Raw genomic sequence first — 17,801 nt, 5'->3', positions numbered from 1 at the left:
GACCATTACTAAAGCCAATTCATTGAAAGTTACTTCAACGAAGAACTTTAATGTTAAAGTAAAAGCAGGGGGTGCTAATTTCATGAATGGAACCAACTTAATTCCTGTAAATGTCTTGACGATTAAAGCAGCTACAGCAGCCGGAACAATGGGAGGAACAAAAAGCGCTGTAGTTTTATCTGCAACGGATCAAACCTTAGTATCTAATGCTCCTCTTGGAAGCGCATTAACACTGAATCTGGACTACACGATTCCAGCAGCAAAATCATCATCGTCTGATATTTTAGGTAAACCAGCCGGAACTTATACACAGACAGTAACTTATACTGCAACAGCTTTATAATAAAATTTTTAATTTGTAAAGGTTCATTTTGCTACGTTTTCAGTAGTTTTGAGAATCTTTTATTATTAAACTATTTACACCATGCACAAGTTTATTCACCTTTTCATTTTCTTTATCGTCACAGGGACTTCTTCACTTTTGGCACAAAGTATCTCTATGTCTCCTACACGCTTGTTTTTTACAGGTAATCCGGGAGAAAAAGTAACAAAGACAGTCACGCTTCAAAACAGCTCCGATAAGGATTATGTTTTTAATCTCAACTACAAAGACTGGTTTAGAGAAGAAGACGGAAATAAGGTTTATGTTGAAGCAGGCAGTTCAAAAACTTCCAATGCCTCTTGGGTGTCTACCTTAGAAAATTCTGTAACGGTTCCTGCGAAAAGTACAAAGGAAATTGTAGTAACCATGCAGATTCCGGCAAACGCATCACAGTCTGCCGTTACGAACAGCATGTTGTTTTTCACACAACTTCCTCAGCAGGCAGATAAGGCACGTATTCAGAATGGTATTGGCATTATTACTTTATTTGAGGTAGGACTTCACATCTTTTACACTCCGCCGGGAAACCATGTGAAAAGTTTGGATATCACCAATATTTCAGAAGCGAGCAAAGAGAATTCGGCGAATAGAAAAGTCGCAGTAAACATTCATAATGATGGAAACACCATCAATGATGCCACCGTTAGCTTTGAACTCACTGACACAGACAGTGGGAAGGAAATAAAATTACCCGCAATTTCCATCTCGATGCTTCCGGATACCAATCAGGTTGTTCAGTTTTCTTTGCCGGAGAACATTTCAGGAAACTTCCTTGGCGTGGTTATTATTAAAATGGCAGAATCCAATGATTTACGTGTAGGAGAAAAAAACTTTAAATTTTAAAATTAAGCTTTGAAACCACAAAATGGAATACCAATGTCAGTACTAAGAAGAACAATCTTATTTTTTGTATTTGTTCTTCTGCACTTTTCGTTGGCCTTTGCACAGGAAAAGAAGGATATACAAATCCATTTTGAAAACGACAGTGTAGCTGTTGAGAAGGGTTCTACTTTTACTAATTTTCTGGTCATTGAGAATAAAAGTTCTGAAGAGATCACGATTCAGAATATCATACCTCAGGAAAAATATCCGGGATTGCTTTTCTATCCTAAAAGTGACTTTACCTTAGGCGCTGGTCAGTCTAAAAATCTTCCTGTGAAACTGATTGCCAACCTGGATTTTATGAAACTGGGATCCAATAAGATCCAATTCCAGGTTTCTTACACCACTCCAACGGTTACCAAAACTGAAATGGCCTCGTTCTTCGTTGCTAAAGGCGAGAACAAAAACATCGCAATTTATACGGCAACTTACGAAAACTTCATTAATCCTGCTCTGCCGCAATCCTCACTTCTGCTGACTGTAGAAAATCAAGGGTATAGCGAGCGAACCGTTAAGATTGATTTGCAATCAATTCCTGATGGTCTGGAAATTTTCCCAAAACAACAGACTGTATCTCTGGAAGGTTTAGAAAAACAAACGCTTGAAATTAAAATTGCAGTCAGAAAACAGAATACACTTTATCCGGAATTTAATATTAATGCAATCGTCACAGATATGCTTGATAATAAAATGGTGGGAAGCAATACGCTCTACTTAGTCATTTTATCACCCAACAGACAAATTGCCAGAGGAAACGAAGCAGCGAGTGGAAGTAATTTTGCGGAAATTAGCTATAATGAAAACAGTTCGGGTTTCAACTATCTTCAATTGAGAGGAAACACAGCTTTTCGGGTGACTGAGAATTTAAAATCGAGCTTCAATATCGGTGCAGATTACTATCTTGAAGACGGTCTTTATAATCTGTATGACACCTGGTTGGAACTGCAGAGAAAAAATACGGTATTACGGGTGGGAAATGTTAATAGCAGCGATTATGATTACCCTATTTTCGGAAGAGGAGGGAAAGCTTCTACCAAATTGGGTGAAAATAACCAGATTGAAATTCTTGCACTGGAAAATAATTATAATCTGTATGGTAACTATTTCCAGCAAATAAAAGGATCTACCATGGCGGGTGCAAAATACGCTTTTGGAAATGCTAAATCTTTCAATGGGAAAGTGTCTTATATATATGACCATGATCCGCGTACTAATGTAGATACGCAGGTAGCGAACGCGGTAACATCATTGCTAATCAACGAAAAAAATACGATCCGTACTGAGGTGGGGCTGAGCAATGAAAAGGGCCTTTTGAACAACGATGAAAACGCAGGAGCTTCAATAGGAGCCAATTACGACGGGAGAATAGGGAAATGGGATATACAATCTGTCAATTCCTTTGCCACCAAAAGTTATGCAGGGATCAAAAGAGGATCGCTTTTCACAAATCAGCGTATCAGCCGCCAATTTTCTGCTACTCAGCGTGCTTTTATACAATATCAGAATTCACAGGTAGAACCGGAATTCCTGAGTTTCCAGAATGCACCACAATCTGGGAATACCTCTAATTTACGTTATTATTTCAATAGCACAGAAGCTTTAGGATTAGGGTATCAGTTTTCTGTAAAAAAGTGGAGTTTTCTACTTTCTCCAAAGGTTGAAAACCAAAAAACAGCTAATTCTTATACATCGCATGAGCTTTTTTCATACCGGTTGGAAGCCAACATCAGTACAACATTAGGTTCCCACGGATTGAACCTGACGGCGGAATATTCTTATTCAAAAGAGGACAATACGCCAGACTGGTTCAACAGTTTGAAAACAACTTTATCTTACAGATATAAATCATTCTCCCTTAACGGAACGGCCCAATGGAATGTAACCAGTGTCTTTGATTTAAATTCTTATTATAATGTAAACCGTAATTTCGCTAACTATAATGTTTATGCCTCATATAATTTCCAGATGCTTAATCATAATCTGACTGGATCTTTTTCAGCAGGAACCTTCTATTCGGAACTTTATAAAAATTTAAACAGCAATATCACCGGTAATCTGGAATATAAGATTTCGCCTTCCTGGTCCACCACAGGTTATTTTAATCTTTCCGGTTATAAATCTACGGCTGAATATGCAACCAGTGGAAATTATTACCAGTTCAGAGTGGGGATTAAAAAATATTTTACCGCAGCTACGGCTCTTGGAAATCATAAAGTGGCGTTCCAGTTTTTTGAAGATAAAAATTTCAATGGGTTTCTGGATTCCGGCGAGCCAGTACTTACTAATGAGATTGTAAAGCTGGACAATTATGTAGCGATAACAGATAAGAATGGAAAAGTCGTTTTTCAGAATGTGCCTGAAGGAACTTACACTCTAAAAGTGAACGAAAATGCAGGTGCCCGATTGATGATGGATCCTATTATTATGGTACATAACAATATTAACCGTAAAGTGGGCTTGGTAAAAAACATCAAGGTAAGTGGGAAATTAACAGAGATCAAGCAAGCCTACGATGATGTGGAAACGGATGTAACCGGAATAGTGGTGTATGCAAAAAGTGAAGATGGGATGATCTATACCGCCGTGGTTAACCAAAAAAATGAATTTGAGTTTTTCCTGAAAGATGGAAAATACAATCTCTATATTGAAAATGATAAATACAGCTATACACAACCTATCCAAACTGTTCAGGTGACAAAAGAGGGGTACTCAAAAACTGTGGTTTTTGAATATAAGAAGAAAGACACCACCATTAAGGTGAAAAAGTTTTAAATTTAAAAGTATGAAAAAGATGAGGTCTTTTCTAATAGGAATTTTTGCCGTGTTCAGCGGGTCTACAGCCATGAAAGCTCAGGATATATATATGTCGATTCCTGAAAATAATATTTTTAACAGGAGCGAATTTACATCAGTGCCTACAAGGGTAATGACGAACGCCAATAGAACAAACTGGGATTATGCCTTTTTTGGATTACTCCCAACAGCTCCTACATTTACCTCTGTTTCCGGACCTACTTTTACTCACTCTTCTTCCTCACTTACTTTACCCAGCTCCACTCTTCTGTGGCAGTTAGAAAGTATGGGCGGTCAGCTGCCTGCTACAGGTTATTCGGGGGCTTTACCAGGTTTTCAATCGTTCAGTACAAGTGCTATAAAATGGTTTGAACCGCCATCGATCAGTGTCGGAGGAGGATTCAACAAGGGAAATATCAATTTTACATTTAAAATTCCGGCCTCGCAATTTACTGCCAATGCCTTCCGGGCAGGGAATTACTCCATGGATATAACTCAGAATTATAATGATTTTACCCCACGTAATTTTAAAACAATTTTAGTTATTCCTTCATCTATACGATGGATCACAAACTCTTTAACGAAATACATAGAAATCTCTTCTTTGAATGACTACCGTAATACAAGCACGCGGGTGTGGGATTTGGGGAATACGGAAATCGCGAATACGGTTGATTTTAATTTTTGGGCGAAAGCGGCTGCCACAACTGTGCAGTTCACGTCTTCTAAAGGTGTTCCGGGAACCAGAAATATAGCAAGCATTAAATTGGGTAGTAACGGATCTTCACTCACCACCAAAGCCTTATCTTCCGATTTTCAGAATTTTTCCGCTGCTAATTTCAGTGTTGGAGCGGGAAATAGAAACAGCTTCATTCCTCAGCTTTCTGTGTCTGCGGACGACTTTAAAAACTTCTTTTTTGAAGCCGGAACATATACGTTTGAATTGAACTTCAATGCCGCAAGTACAGATAATTCAATTAACAGTTTGCAAAATACGGCTGTTCAGTTAAAGGTGCTTCCTCTGTCGGAAATCACCATCCCCAGTTCCGGGCGTAATGTAAACTTCAATTTTAATACTGCTTCCCAGTACACCGATGGTCAGTCACAAATGATTCCAAACCAAATAATGTTGTCCAATAATGAAAGTTTTGAACTTTATGTAAAATCAGACGAAAACTATTTCAAGAAAGGCGGTTTGCAGACCAGCATTAATTCAAATATTTTACAAATTGGTGTGGATGGAAGTTCTGTAAATGCTGTCTTATCTAAAACTCCTCAAAAAATACTCTTTAACGGAACTCCGGTTTTGGACAAAGGATTGAACATAAGATATACCATATCACCTGCGAGTGCCCAAAGTTTGGTAGGGAAAGAAAATACGACTTACTCTATCAATGTTTATTATAGCTTTACGGCAATTTAACCATACTTTTTGAAATGTTCTCTCTTTAGTAGCAATAATGTCCATCGACATATGCCTTCCAATAGTTTGTTTTCTGAGGGTATTTTGTCAGTAATTTATGGCTGTGGTTCCATCATGTAATTGACGGAAACCATAAAACTGTCCAGAAGATTTCTTGAACTATCGCGATTAGATACGTTTTCTTCCTCTGATGATTTTCCTTCATCAACTCCCTTTTTATATTGGTTGTCTGGCTATCAATTATTGCTACTTCAGACTGCTTTTTTTGTCTTGTATCATTCAGCCATTTGCAATCAGTAATCTGTTGATACTTTCTCATGTTCCGTCTTTTATCCACTTTAGACGATGTCAGTAAATAGTTTACCAGAGTCGAAATCCTACGGAAATATCATTCCGGATACAGCTGTTTTTAGTAAGATAAAATAGGACATTTATTATTTCAGGTAAATCCCATTTGATTTTTTTTTAACTAATATGATATTTTTTATAACTTGCTACCTTCTGGAAGAAAGGCCTGAAGTAGATGTTTTTATTCGTGTGTAATTCCGCCTTCTTTCAAAAAAATAATTCAAGCAGCTGGCTTCTAAAACCTTTGATAATTAATTTATGAATGATTTTATCAACGAACTTCAATTAAAAATCAAAAGACTGGAAAACGAAATCAATTTCAAGAACGGACTGATCTCGATATTGTCTCATGACTCAAAAGAACTGTTTGGAACCTTTCTGCTGCTTGTAGAAGAGCTGGAGCAAAAGAATATAGATGAAGAAGTTTTTTTTAATTTCTTGCCACAGGTAAAACGAGATGCCCAGAAGAATCTGCAAACTATTCAGGACAGCATTTCCTGGCTAAAAACACAATACGGGGAATTTAAGATTAAACCCGTTAAAATCATGGTGACGGATCTTTTCCACTATTTGGAAGAAAAATACGCTGCTAAATTAAAAGAAAAAAACATTAAATTTTATTTTAAGGGAGATCAGAATGCATTTCTTACCAGCGATCGCATATTGCTTGAATATGTTTTAGATAAAATTTTCAACAATGCGGTAAAATATTCCTTTCAGGATCAAGATATTTATTTACAAGTGATTACAGAAGGTGATCAGGTTGTACTTTCTATAATTGATTCCGGAACAGGAATGAATGAAAAGTATCTATCAGGAATCTACACTTATGGTAATCCTATATTCCTGGGAACTTCGGGCGAGAAAGGCGTTGGATTAAGTTTGAAAATTGTAAAAAATTTTATATCCTTGCTGTATGGAAATATCCAGATTATTTCCGCTGAAAATAAAGGGACTACGGTTTCCCTTTTTTTACGTAAATTTATAGAATGATGGGTTTAAAAGAAAACATTCGCATTGTTGTAGCAGATGATCATGGTATCGTCCGGATGGGCTTGATACAAACAATTAAACGATTCAAACCCGATGCCATCATTTCAGAAGTAGAAGATTATAAATCACTGTACAAATTAATTCAGAAAGAAGAATTTGATCTGGCCATTATGGACGTGAATATGCCTAATGGTAGTGTTCAGGAAGCAATAGATTATATAAAAATTCACCAACCTGCATTAAAAATTCTAATATTTTCTTCACAGGATGAAGAGCTGTATGGGATGCGTTATCTAAAAATGGGTGCTGGTGGCTACCTAAGCAAACTAAGCTCCAGTGAAGTAATTGAGACTGCTTTAACAGCAATGCTGAGTAAGGGCAGATATGTCAGTGATAATATAAAAGAAGCGATTTTTTTAGAATCCTTAAACGGCGCTACAAAAAATTCTCCCTTTGAAGCACTATCAGACCGCGAATTGCAAATTGCCAATAAGCTTGCTGAAGGTCTTCCTCTCAAAGAAATTTCTAATCAACTTAATCTCCATTCATCGACGATCAGTACTTACAAAAACAGGTTGTTTGAGAAGCTGAAAATACGATCTTTACCCGAATTAGTGGAGATTCTTAGGCTCTATAATCAGTAAATATTTTATCAAAAAAAATTGATTGTGATCTTTTTCTTTGACTTTCAGATAAAGATTTTACAAAGAATATAATAGAACATTTGGAGTTGCTGATTGCTTTTTCTTTTCAGGTTGAAAGAAAAACGATTTACTTATATTTGCCCCGCAAAGCAAATTCAAATGTTCAAAAAAGTAATCACTGTATCTATTCTTAGCTTTTATACGGTTTTTTGTTCGGCTCAGCAGGTTCGACCTTCAAAATCATCTGAAATTTATCGAGAACTCAAAACACTTAAACATCTCCCTAAAGTTTTATATCTTGCGGCTCATCCCGATGATGAAAATACGGGATTGCTCTCTTGGTTAATCAACGACCAAAATGTAGAAACGGGCTATTTGTCTTTAACCAGAGGCGATGGTGGTCAGAATTTATTAGGTACAGAACAAGGTGCCGCATTGGGTTTAATCAGAACGCATGAACTTTTAGAAGCAAGAAAGTTAGATGGTGCCCAACAGTTTTTTACGCGAGCAATTGATTTCGGATTTTCTAAAAATACGACCGATACTTTTAAGCAATGGGACGAAAATAGCATAACGGCTGATGTCGTTTGGATAATCCGTCAATTCCGTCCTGATGTTATCATTTGTCGTTTTCCTCCTACTGCTGCGGCAGGACACGGACAACATGCAGCTTCGGCTGTGGTTGCAGAAAAAGCTTTTAAATTGGCAGGCGATAAAACGGCATTCCCGGATCAGCTAAAATATGTGAATGTTTGGCAACCAAAACGTGTATTGTGGAATACTTTCCGATTTGGTAGCAACAATACAACCGCTGAAAATCAGCTGAAAGTTACCGTTGGACAATATGATGCGCAATTGGGAATGGGATATGGTGAATTGGCAGGATTAAGCAGAAGTTTACATAAAAGCCAGGGGGCAGGAACACAGTCTGTAGCCGGTATCAAAACTGAATATTTTTCTCATGTTGCGGGTGAACCAGCCAAAGCAACACTTTTCGATGGAGTCGTTAAAACATGGACTTCAACTGGAAATGCAGACATTGATCAATCATTAGATAAAATTATTTCAGATTTTAATTTCAACGAACCAAACCATAGCTTACCTGCGTTGCTTGCTTTGCGAAAAAAAGTAATGGCATTAAAAGATTCAGATTTAAAAAATGATAAAATTAAATCTCTTGACAACATCATTTTAAGCTGTGCTGGGTTTATGGGTGAAGTGGTTACCAATCAAGCTGAAGCTGTTGCCGGAGATCATTATAATTTCAAATTAAATTTAATTTCAAGAGCTGCAAATCCTGTTGTTTTAGAAGATGTAAAATGGCTAAGTCAGTCAGAAAATTTCAACAGAAAATTATCAAAAGATTCTTTAATTACCATTCAGCATGATATTCAGATTCCTGCAGATGCAGCGCTTACAGAGCCATATTGGTTGGCAAAACCAGCTGTAAACGCAGCCACTTTCTCCGTTCCGAATGATACTTTAGTCGGTTTGCCTGAAGCAGAATCACCACTAAATGTTTTGTTAGGTTTAAAAATCGGTTCGGAAAAGTTTCAGGTTAAATTGCCTTTATCTTTCAAAAAATTGGATCCCGTTCGTGGTGATGTGGTTGAAGCCTTGCGTATTGTTCCTGCATTAGAACTTAAATTTACACAATCGCTTTATTTAGTAAAAGAAAATGAAGATTTACGTTTGAGTTTAAATTTTAAGATTAATTCAAATAAACAGTTTAATAATGGAAAAGTAAACTTGTTATATAATGGAGAACAATTAGGCGGTGGTGATTTAAAATCAATTAATGGAAAAGATGTTACCATTGATTATGTCATTCCAAAAGCCAAACTTGCTTCAATAAAATCAAATCAGTTGCAATTGGATGCCAATTTTGTTGCTGATGGAATCACTTACAATAAAAAACAGGTATTAATTCAGTATCCGCATTTACCTTCCTTACAATATTTTACACCTGCCACTGTAGCAGTGATGAAAGGTGATATTCAGTCGAAGATTAAAAAAGTGGGTTATGTACAAGGTGCAGGAGATTTCATTCCTGAGTTTTTACGTATTGCAGGAATTCAGGTTGATATTTTGAAAGATGAAGATTTTTATGGCAACTTAGATGAGTCTGGTGGAAACGGTAGTCAAAACAAACTGTCGCAATATGATGCTATCGTATTGGGAGTTCGTGCCAATAACACAGAGAAAAAATTGGGTCGTTGGATGCCTTTTTTATGGTCTTATGCAAAAGCCGGAGGTAATTTGGTGATGCAGTATAATACCAATCAGGATACAACGATTGACCAATTGGGAATGTACAATTTTACGATTGCCAATAAGCGTGTTACCGAAGAAAATGCTGAGGTTAAATTTTTAAATCCAAATCATAAATTACTGAACTTCCCGAATAAAATTACTGCGGATGATTTTAAAGGTTGGGTACAGGAACGGGGCGCTTATTTCCCTGATAAATGGGACGCAGCGTATGAACCGCTTTTTGAAATGCACGATACAGGTGAAGAACCTTTGCAGGGATCAACTTTATACGCAAAATATGGAAAAGGTAATTTCATCTATACACCGTTGGCATTTTTTAGACAGTTACCTGCGGGAAATGTTGGTGCAGCGCGATTATTTTTAAACTTTTTATCTGCACAGAAAAACTAATGAATAATCAACTTAAAAATTGGAATACTTGGTATATACTATTGGCATTTGCATTAGTTATTCAAATCGTATTTTATTATTTGTTTACTAAATTCTGGGCATGAGTACGATAGATTGGGCAGTTCTTATTTTTACATTGGTTGCAGTGGTCGTCTACGGCGTGTTCATCGGTCGTGGACAAAAAAGCAACGAATCTTACCTGAAAGCAGACAACAAAATGCCTTGGTACATTGTGCTGATCGGGATTATGGCGACTCAGGCAAGTGCGATTACATTTCTTTCAGCGCCGGGACAGGCTTATACGGACGGAATGCGTTTCGTTCAATATTATTTTGGTTTGCCTTTGGCGATGATTGTTATCTGTATCACTTTCATCCCGATTTTTCAACGTTTAAATGTTTATACCGCTTATGAATATCTAGAAAACCGTTTTGATAAAAAGACAAGGGTATTGACTTCACTGCTTTTTCTTTTTTCCAGAGGTTTATCAACGGGAATCAGTATTTATGCTCCGAGTATCATTTTATCAAGTGTTTTAAACTGGAATATTTATCTGACGAATGTTTTAACAGGTGGAATTCTATTGATTTACACCTATGTTGGTGGTGCAAAAGCGATCGCTCACACTCAAAAATTACAGTTTCTCATTATTTTAGGAACAATGGCTTTTGCTGGGTATTTGCTTATTCAAAATATGCCGAATGGAATTGGCTTTAATGACGCACTTTATCTGGCGGGAAAATCCGGAAAGCTAAATGTAATCACCACAGAATTTGATTGGAAAGATAAATACAATATTTGGAGTGGGTTGATTGGCGGGTTCTTTCTGGCACTTTCTTACTTTGGTACGGACCAGAGTCAGGTCGGGAGATATATTACGGCAAAAGACAATACCAATGCTAATATGGGCTTGTTGTTGAACGGACTGGTTAAAATTCCGATGCAGTTTGCGATTTTGCTGATTGGTGCATTGCTTTTCGCTTTCTTTTCTTTGAAACCGGCTCCGATTTATTTTAACGAACGATCTTATCAGAATTTAAAAGAAAAACAACCTGCACAGGCTGCCGTTTTTGAAAAAGAACATCGGGATTTGCAATTAAAATTTAATGCAGAATCGAAAGAAATTTTAAAGCTGAAAGAAACTCATTCTCCTCAACTCACAAAAACGATTCAGGATTTTAAAGACACACAAACCGAAGTAAAAGCACTTCACGGAAGGGTAGAAGAAGCTATTAATAAATCAAACTTTAATGCTGAGAAAACGGATACGAATTACATTTTCCTGTATTTCGTAAAAAATACCTTGCCTGTCGGAATGATCGGTTTGCTGTTTGCCGTTATTTTTCTGGCCAGTTGGGGCTCCATTTCGGCTGCGTTGAATTCCCTTGCAGCCAGCTCATTAAAAGATGTTCATTTAATATTTAAAAAAGAAATTCCAGATGACAAAACAGAATTGAAATATAGCCGTTTACACACTTTAGCGTGGGGTGTTTTCTCAATTGGTGTCGCAATGTTTGCTACGCAAATGGGTTCTCTTATTGAAGCGGTGAATGTATTAGGTTCACTTTTCTACGGTCCGATATTGGGAATCTTTCTGGTCGCATTTTACTATAAAAAAATCAATGGAGCGAATGTATTTGTTTCTGCAATTTTGTCTGAAATTGCGGTAATTGCCGTTTATCAGTTCGATATTGTTTCATTCCTTTGGCTTAATGTAATTGGAGCAGCAGCGGTTATTATATTTTCTGCGATCGGGTTATTATTTTATAAGCCGAAAGCCGTAAATTCGTAACGGACAATAAATAAACAAAAATAGTATGAACACGATCATTAAATCTGCCACAGTCCTTGTTGCAACAATGACAATTTCATTTAATGCCTTTGCACAGGAAGCTAAAAAACCTGCAAGCCCTCCCGCTACTGCCACAGGAAAAATTAAAGATGCCACCATTACAATTGCCTATAGCAGTCCGTCTGTGAAAGGACGTACAATCTGGGGAGGTCTGGAAGCTTATGATAAAGTTTGGCGTGCAGGAGCAAACGATGCGACTACTTTCACAACGGATAAAGATATTACTGTTCAAGGGAAAAAACTTCCTGCAGGCAAATACAGCTTTTTCTTAATCCCAAAAGAAAGCGGAACTTGGACTGCGATTTTTAACAAAGAATCAAAACAATGGGGCGCTTACAAATACCAGGAATCACAAGATGCTTTACGTGTTGAGGTGAAAACTAAAGCTTTACCGGCAACACAAGAAACTTTAGTTTATAAAATAAACAAAAATGGATTCAGCATGGATTGGGATAAAATCTCAGTGCCTGTAGAGATAAAATAAATTTAAATATAAGAAATTGAGATCCTGGTTAATCCGGGATTTTTTGTTTTACTTTTTTAATGTATTATAAACTTCAATTGGATGAATTTAATCCTTTTGTATTAATTCCAATAATTCTTAATTTTTCTTCCAAACCTTTCAACGTCGCATTCAGTGTAGGATAATCAGCCTGACTGTTTGGCTCATGTATAAAGTATATTCACCAGAATAGAATGTAATTGAAGTCAAAATTCTAAATAATACCCATCATACTTGCTATATGACATGCTTCAAGCGCACTTTTTACTCTAAGTTTCTCCATAATGTTCTGTCTATGGCGATCCACCGTATTCTTACTAATAAAAAGTCTTTGAGAAATTTCTTTGCTCGCTTTGCCAATTGATATTTCTTTTAATATTTCTATTTCTCTTTTGGTAAGGATCTTCTTGGTATTGAAATTATTATCGGATAGAATTTGACCGTTACTGGAATTAATGATTACGGGTGCAGATGGATTATTCACAATGCTGCTAAAACTATACTGATATAAAATGAGCTGGATGCTGTCTGTAGATGAAGCATAGAATATTTTGAGCTCAAGCGGAATATATTGTTTTTCTTTATTTAAAACCCTTATACCGAGGATAATATGGTAATTCAACCTCTCTTTTGAATTTTTATCTTTTAGAAAATGGAATAATTTGAGCTCCAAAAGATGTTTGGTTCTAAGATCATCAGGATGAATAAGTGGCAGAATATTGTCAGTTGCAACTGAACTTTGAATGGAGCTGGCCTTTTCTTCTGCAAGACCAAAATATAGAGATAGCCCTCCATGATAAACATATTTTTCTTTGGATCTTAAATCTGTAAGAATTGCCGTAGAGTTTTGTAGTACTGAAAATATAAATGCAACATGCCTATATTTCTCTAATGACATTTTAGGGTCAAGCTCACCTTTAAACGCCTGGTCAAAAAGGGGCTCTGAAATCTCATCGTTAATTACTGAAAAAATGGTCATTTTTTACTATTTTTCATGTTATAAGCCCTTTTTATCTTTGTCAAAGTTACTAAATCTATGGTAATTTAATCTTTTATCAATAATAATTTTAACAATGAAAAATATCAAACAAAAAATTGTAAACTTTTGTCTTAACACTAATATTTGGTTGTTTTTAATTCCATTGTTGTCAATCTTCAGTGTGATGACTTTTTTTATTATTCCGAACTTGCAACAGCAAATAGGCGGAGGGGAGCTGTTGGATACAAAGTTTAATAGATATAACCTGATTGATGTTAGCATTCTAATGGAACAGTTAGGTGAGGCGGGAAGATCTACTTATCTTTATCTTGAGCTTTTCGCAGATATACCCTTCATCATCTTTTATGTAATAACATTTACAATTTTCATTATAAGACTGCTTGTAAAAAATAAAATTAAGTCTCAGATATTATTTTTTATTGCTTTTTTGCCACTTTTGGCGGGAATATTTGATTTTCTGGAAGATACTTCGATTATAAATATGCTTCTAAGCTATCCAATTATCAGTTCCAAAACCATTTGTTTTTCTTCATCCACTACAATTCTAAAGGGGTATTTCCTTACTCTTACCATCATAACTCTATTCTTGAACTTCATTATATTTCTGCTTAAGAAAATAAAAAGATAATCTACCATCCTTTGTTTTGGCAATCGTCATGTTCCTGCTGATTTTGAAAAATTTAATTTTACCATTTCAGAAGAAGTGAAATATTTTCACTCACTCTAAACATAAATGGCGTCAATTATTTTTAGTTGACGCCATTTGACTGTTGGTGAGCTCAACAGAACCTTATCAAAGCCATTTATTAGCAGATATATATAATGTTTTGAACGTTTTAAATAGTAATTTATAAATTTGAATTTAGCTCGAAAATTCTTCATTTTAAAGACTATTTATTTAATAATATCGTCATACAAACTATCCACAACTTTTTCTAAAATTTTTCCTGTTTCATCAAAGCTTGTATTTGTCAATATGGATATTCCGATATTTTGTTTAGGATAAATCACAAACCAATTCTGCATTCCATATATACCTCCGTGATGTCTATAGATTAATTGGTTATCATTTTCTATGATGTACCAATGATAACCTTCCCAAAAATCAGTACCTTCTTTGTATAATTTTTTATGAGATTCGTTTACAATAAGATTTGATTGGTCAAGTTGTAATCTCATATATTTCACTAAATCCGTAGTCGTTGAGTGCAATCCAGAAATCCCGCCCCATAAAGTTCTAGTGAAGTTGGGCATTAACTCGTTTTTATCATTGTAGCCTTTTACCAATCTTCTTCTGTCATTTTCATTGAGTGTAAACTTGGTTTGGCTCATTTTATTGGGTTTCAACACAAATTCACTTACCAATTCTTCAAAAGATTTTTGATACACTCTTTCAAGAATGTATGCTGTCAACTCTGGAGCTGTGTTGGAATAGGAATATACTTCTCCGGGTTTTGTTTCAATTTTGATGAGTTTTAATCCTTCAAAAAAAGCCTCTTTGTTTTCACTTTTTAGAGGCATGTTGGGAAATCCACTTGTGTGCGTGATGAGATGTTTGATTGTTATTGGTTCACCTTTAAATTCCAAATTTGGATAAGATTCATCAAGATAAATTCTAATATCATCATCTAAATTTATTTTTTTATCAAGGACGGCTTTTGCGGCTACATAACCTGTAAAAGTCTTAGTCACAGAAGCTAATTCATACAATGTAGAATCGTTGGGTTTATTACCTTTTCCAATCGTTAATTCTCCAAAATGTTTTATGGTGGATTTTCCATCTTTAAGCACAGCAATGGACACAGAATGAAATCTTTTATCTTCTAACAACTGAAGCGCATTTTTTGTAATTGCATTTTCAACTTTTTGTTGATTGATTTGTTGAACACTTTTACACCCAAATAAGACAAAAAATAATATAAAAACTGAATATTTCATTGTAATAATTTATAGCTGAATGGAAGATATTAATCTAATGTTTTAATGATTGTATTTTGGAATTTTGCAGCTTCATCTTTATGAATTTGATGTCCCGAGTTTTCAAATAAAAATAAATCTTTCTTGGGTGCTCTCACTTCATGATAATATTTTTCTGTAATGGAAGTTAAAGTTTGAATGTCATTTTTACCAACCAAGAAATAAACCGGACAATTAACTTTCTTTAAAGTTTTTGGCAAATCAATTTTCATCACTTCGTTCCAGGCAGCTGACCAGGTTTTTGACCATTGAAGAAAACCTTTTTTGAAATCGTCACTTGTTACATATTGTTTTCCATCTTTGTAAAAAAGCCATTTTCTTAAGTAAAACATTTCTTCATCATTAGTAAAAGGAAAATGTACTTGTGACAATTCTTGCATCGCAACAGAGTTATCTTTAAAATGACTTTTTAAAGTTTTAAGCAATTCTTTCTCGCTTGCAAGTTGACTGATTACCGGATTAACAGCAAAATAAGCATGTAATAATTCGGGATGATTTCTGACAATGTAAAAACCTAAAGCATTTCCCCAAGAGCTCCCTAATAAATAAAGCTTTTTCTGATTGAGTGTCTTGAGCAGGAAATTAATAACTTCATACGTGTCCTTTCCCATCAGTTCTACTGACGGTTGAACCGATGAAGGATTCAATTCCAATGTTTTTCCAGCATCTCTCTGATCCCATTGAACAATGGTAAATTGATTCTTTAAAATATGAGTGAAAGAATCCGCATTTTTCATCATTGAACTTCCCGGACCTCCTGATAAAAATAGCAGAATTGGTTTATTAGTATTGTCTGTTTTAATTTCGATTGCTTGTTTTATCCCGCCAATTTCTACGGTTAAAAGAGTGTCCGTTTTTACAGGATTTAATTGTGCGAAATAAAATATTGATAAAAGAGTGAAGATAAAAAGACTTATTTTTTTCATAGTTTTTAAATTTTAATTTGAGTTTAAATTTATTGGTACAAATATGCTGTGGAAAGTTTTGAAAAAAGTCCGTGTAAAAAAGTCGGACTCATTTTATTGTTTAAAATGAGTCCGACTATCTGTAATGTAAAGTTCGAGTATTTACAATTGTTTAATTATCAACTGCTTCTGAATTCTGTTGGCGTTTGATTTGTATATTTTTTAAAATAAGTATGAAATGAAGATTTTGAATTGAAACCTACTTCGTATAAGATTTCTAAAACTGTTAAATCTTTTTTCGTGGAATCTTTCAGAATGGTCATTGCTTTTTTAACACGATATTCATTCACAAAATCAAAAAAATGCTGATTGATGTGATGGTTAATTAAAACAGACAACTCACGAACTGGAATGTTCACCTGGCCAGCCAATTCCTGAATGGTTAAAGAGGGATTTAAAAAAGGTTCTTTTTCAGCCATAAAATTTTTAAGCTGTTGGATTTGGAAACTTTTTATTTCATCGGTTTTATTTTCAATTTCCAAAGCTTCAGTAAAATTGTCTGTCGGTTGTAAGGTAGAATCAATTCTGCGGAAAAGTTCGGGATAATTTAAAGCCTTTAATATAAACCAACAGGCAGTCAATAAAAATACAATACCAGCAACAATATTCAACCATATAAATAAATCTCTATCCTGAGTGTATCTTACAATGTTTTTTATAATAATACATAAGTGGATGAATAAGAAAATCATTGTAAGCTGAGACAGCCATTTGTATAGAAGAGTGTTTGGGTTGGTGTAATTTTCAAGATAAATCTTCTTATATTTTTTAAGGATAAGGAATACTGCAATAATATAAAAGAAATACTGTAGTTCCGCTATTGCCTGATAAATAAACATTTCAGGAGAATGCCACATCTCTTTAAAGAAAGATTCTTTAGCAGCACCTTCTGCCAGAAAAAGTCTTGGAACTAAAATTAAATTGGCAATAATGAACGGAATAAGATGCAGTAAATGCTTCCTTTTTAAGGTAAAATCAGAATAACAAACGGCATTAACGTACAGATAAAAAAGAGGCATCACTAATAAATAAGCAGATATTTTGAAAGCTTTCAGATTATAACTATCAGTAAAAAGATGCATAAAAAGTCCGCTGATATCAATGGCATTAATGATAAGGAATGCTGCAAATAATCTGTTTTCTAGTTTCCTTTCCGTTTTTGCCGTCAATAAAAATACGGCAAGCAGCAGCGATACAAAAACAGCAATCGCAGCAATAACTTCCAGAAAATTGAGTTTATCCATTTAATCTTTTTACAAAAATAGAATATAAGTAGTAAAGAAAAATATTGCCAATAATTATTTTTCAAATATTAAAAGGACTGTTATTCTAGAATCAGGAACAAAAAAATGGCTCAATCTGGATTAAATTGAGCC

General features: G+C 35.1%; 13 protein-coding genes and 1 pseudogene. 9 read left to right on the top strand and 5 right to left on the bottom strand.

The window, feature by feature from the left end; genetic code table 11:
• From RM51_RS13620 to RM51_RS13605, 4 genes and pseudogenes are all read left to right on the top strand, one after another.
• Positions 1-343, top strand: a pseudogene (locus RM51_RS13620) (peptidoglycan-binding protein LysM); the annotation flags it as partial.
• A gap of 81 nt (positions 344-424) precedes the next feature.
• A complete protein-coding gene (locus RM51_RS13615) occupies positions 425-1,225 on the top strand; it encodes a fimbrial biogenesis chaperone (RefSeq protein WP_228375820.1) in 801 nt (266 codons plus the stop codon).
• A 33-nt stretch (positions 1,226-1,258) separates the two neighbouring features.
• The gene (locus RM51_RS13610; protein WP_228375819.1) at positions 1,259-4,036 is read left to right on the top strand and encodes a fimbria/pilus outer membrane usher protein; all 2,778 of its coding nucleotides are present in this window, start codon (positions 1,259-1,261) and stop codon (positions 4,034-4,036) included.
• A 10-nt stretch (positions 4,037-4,046) separates the two neighbouring features.
• Positions 4,047-5,480: a hypothetical protein gene (locus RM51_RS13605; protein ID WP_039370581.1), complete on the top strand. Its 1,434-nt coding sequence runs from the start codon at positions 4,047-4,049 to the stop codon at positions 5,478-5,480.
• Between the two features lie 112 nt (positions 5,481-5,592).
• Here the strand turns inward: RM51_RS13605 and RM51_RS13600 are convergent, their stop codons facing one another.
• The gene (locus tag RM51_RS13600) at positions 5,593-5,799 is read right to left on the bottom strand and encodes a hypothetical protein (protein WP_039370578.1); all 207 of its coding nucleotides are present in this window, start codon (positions 5,797-5,799) and stop codon (positions 5,593-5,595) included.
• Between the two features lie 287 nt (positions 5,800-6,086).
• On the opposite strand from RM51_RS13600, the gene RM51_RS13595 reads away from it, so the two are divergent.
• The 5 genes from RM51_RS13595 (at position 6,087) to RM51_RS13575 (ending at position 12,465) form a co-directional block, all read left to right on the top strand.
• Entirely contained in the window at positions 6,087-6,821 is a 735-nt protein-coding gene (locus tag RM51_RS13595; protein ID WP_039370575.1) for a sensor histidine kinase, read from the top strand.
• Complete coding sequence (locus RM51_RS13590) at positions 6,818-7,465, top strand: response regulator (protein ID WP_228375818.1); 648 nt, start codon at positions 6,818-6,820, stop codon at positions 7,463-7,465. The genes RM51_RS13595 and RM51_RS13590 overlap by 4 nt, the downstream gene beginning before the upstream one ends.
• 159 nt (positions 7,466-7,624) lie before the next feature.
• The gene (locus tag RM51_RS13585; protein WP_039370572.1) at positions 7,625-10,129 is read left to right on the top strand and encodes a PIG-L family deacetylase; all 2,505 of its coding nucleotides are present in this window, start codon (positions 7,625-7,627) and stop codon (positions 10,127-10,129) included.
• A gap of 100 nt (positions 10,130-10,229) precedes the next feature.
• Entirely contained in the window at positions 10,230-11,921 is a 1,692-nt protein-coding gene (locus RM51_RS13580; RefSeq protein ID WP_039370568.1) for a sodium:solute symporter, read from the top strand.
• Positions 11,922-11,946: 25 nt separating this feature from the next.
• Positions 11,947-12,465 (top strand): DUF2911 domain-containing protein, encoded by a 519-nt coding sequence (locus RM51_RS13575; RefSeq protein WP_039370566.1) that lies wholly within the window; start codon positions 11,947-11,949, stop codon positions 12,463-12,465.
• A gap of 232 nt (positions 12,466-12,697) precedes the next feature.
• Here RM51_RS13575 and RM51_RS13570 read toward each other — a convergent pair whose 3' ends face one another.
• The 4 genes from RM51_RS13570 to RM51_RS13550 all read right to left on the bottom strand — a co-directional run bounded on the left by RM51_RS13570 (position 12,698) and on the right by RM51_RS13550 (position 17,669).
• On the bottom strand, positions 12,698-13,462 hold the full coding sequence (locus RM51_RS13570) for a response regulator transcription factor (RefSeq protein WP_039370563.1): 765 nt from the start codon (positions 13,460-13,462) through the stop codon (positions 12,698-12,700).
• Between the two features lie 915 nt (positions 13,463-14,377).
• The gene (locus tag RM51_RS13560) at positions 14,378-15,421 is read right to left on the bottom strand and encodes a serine hydrolase domain-containing protein (protein WP_039370557.1); all 1,044 of its coding nucleotides are present in this window, start codon (positions 15,419-15,421) and stop codon (positions 14,378-14,380) included.
• 29 nt (positions 15,422-15,450) lie between these two features.
• Positions 15,451-16,386, bottom strand: a complete 936-nt coding sequence (locus RM51_RS13555) for an alpha/beta fold hydrolase (protein ID WP_039370554.1) — start codon at positions 16,384-16,386, stop codon at positions 15,451-15,453.
• Between the two features lie 158 nt (positions 16,387-16,544).
• Entirely contained in the window at positions 16,545-17,669 is a 1,125-nt protein-coding gene (locus RM51_RS13550) for a helix-turn-helix domain-containing protein (RefSeq protein ID WP_039370551.1), read from the bottom strand.
• Between the last annotated feature and the right edge of the window lie 132 nt (positions 17,670-17,801).

The sequence above is a fragment of the Chryseobacterium taiwanense genome (assembly GCF_000813825.1).
Taxonomy (GTDB): Bacteria; Bacteroidota; Bacteroidia; order Flavobacteriales; family Weeksellaceae; genus Chryseobacterium; species Chryseobacterium taiwanense.
This window is presented reverse-complemented; position numbering and strand designations above follow the sequence as displayed.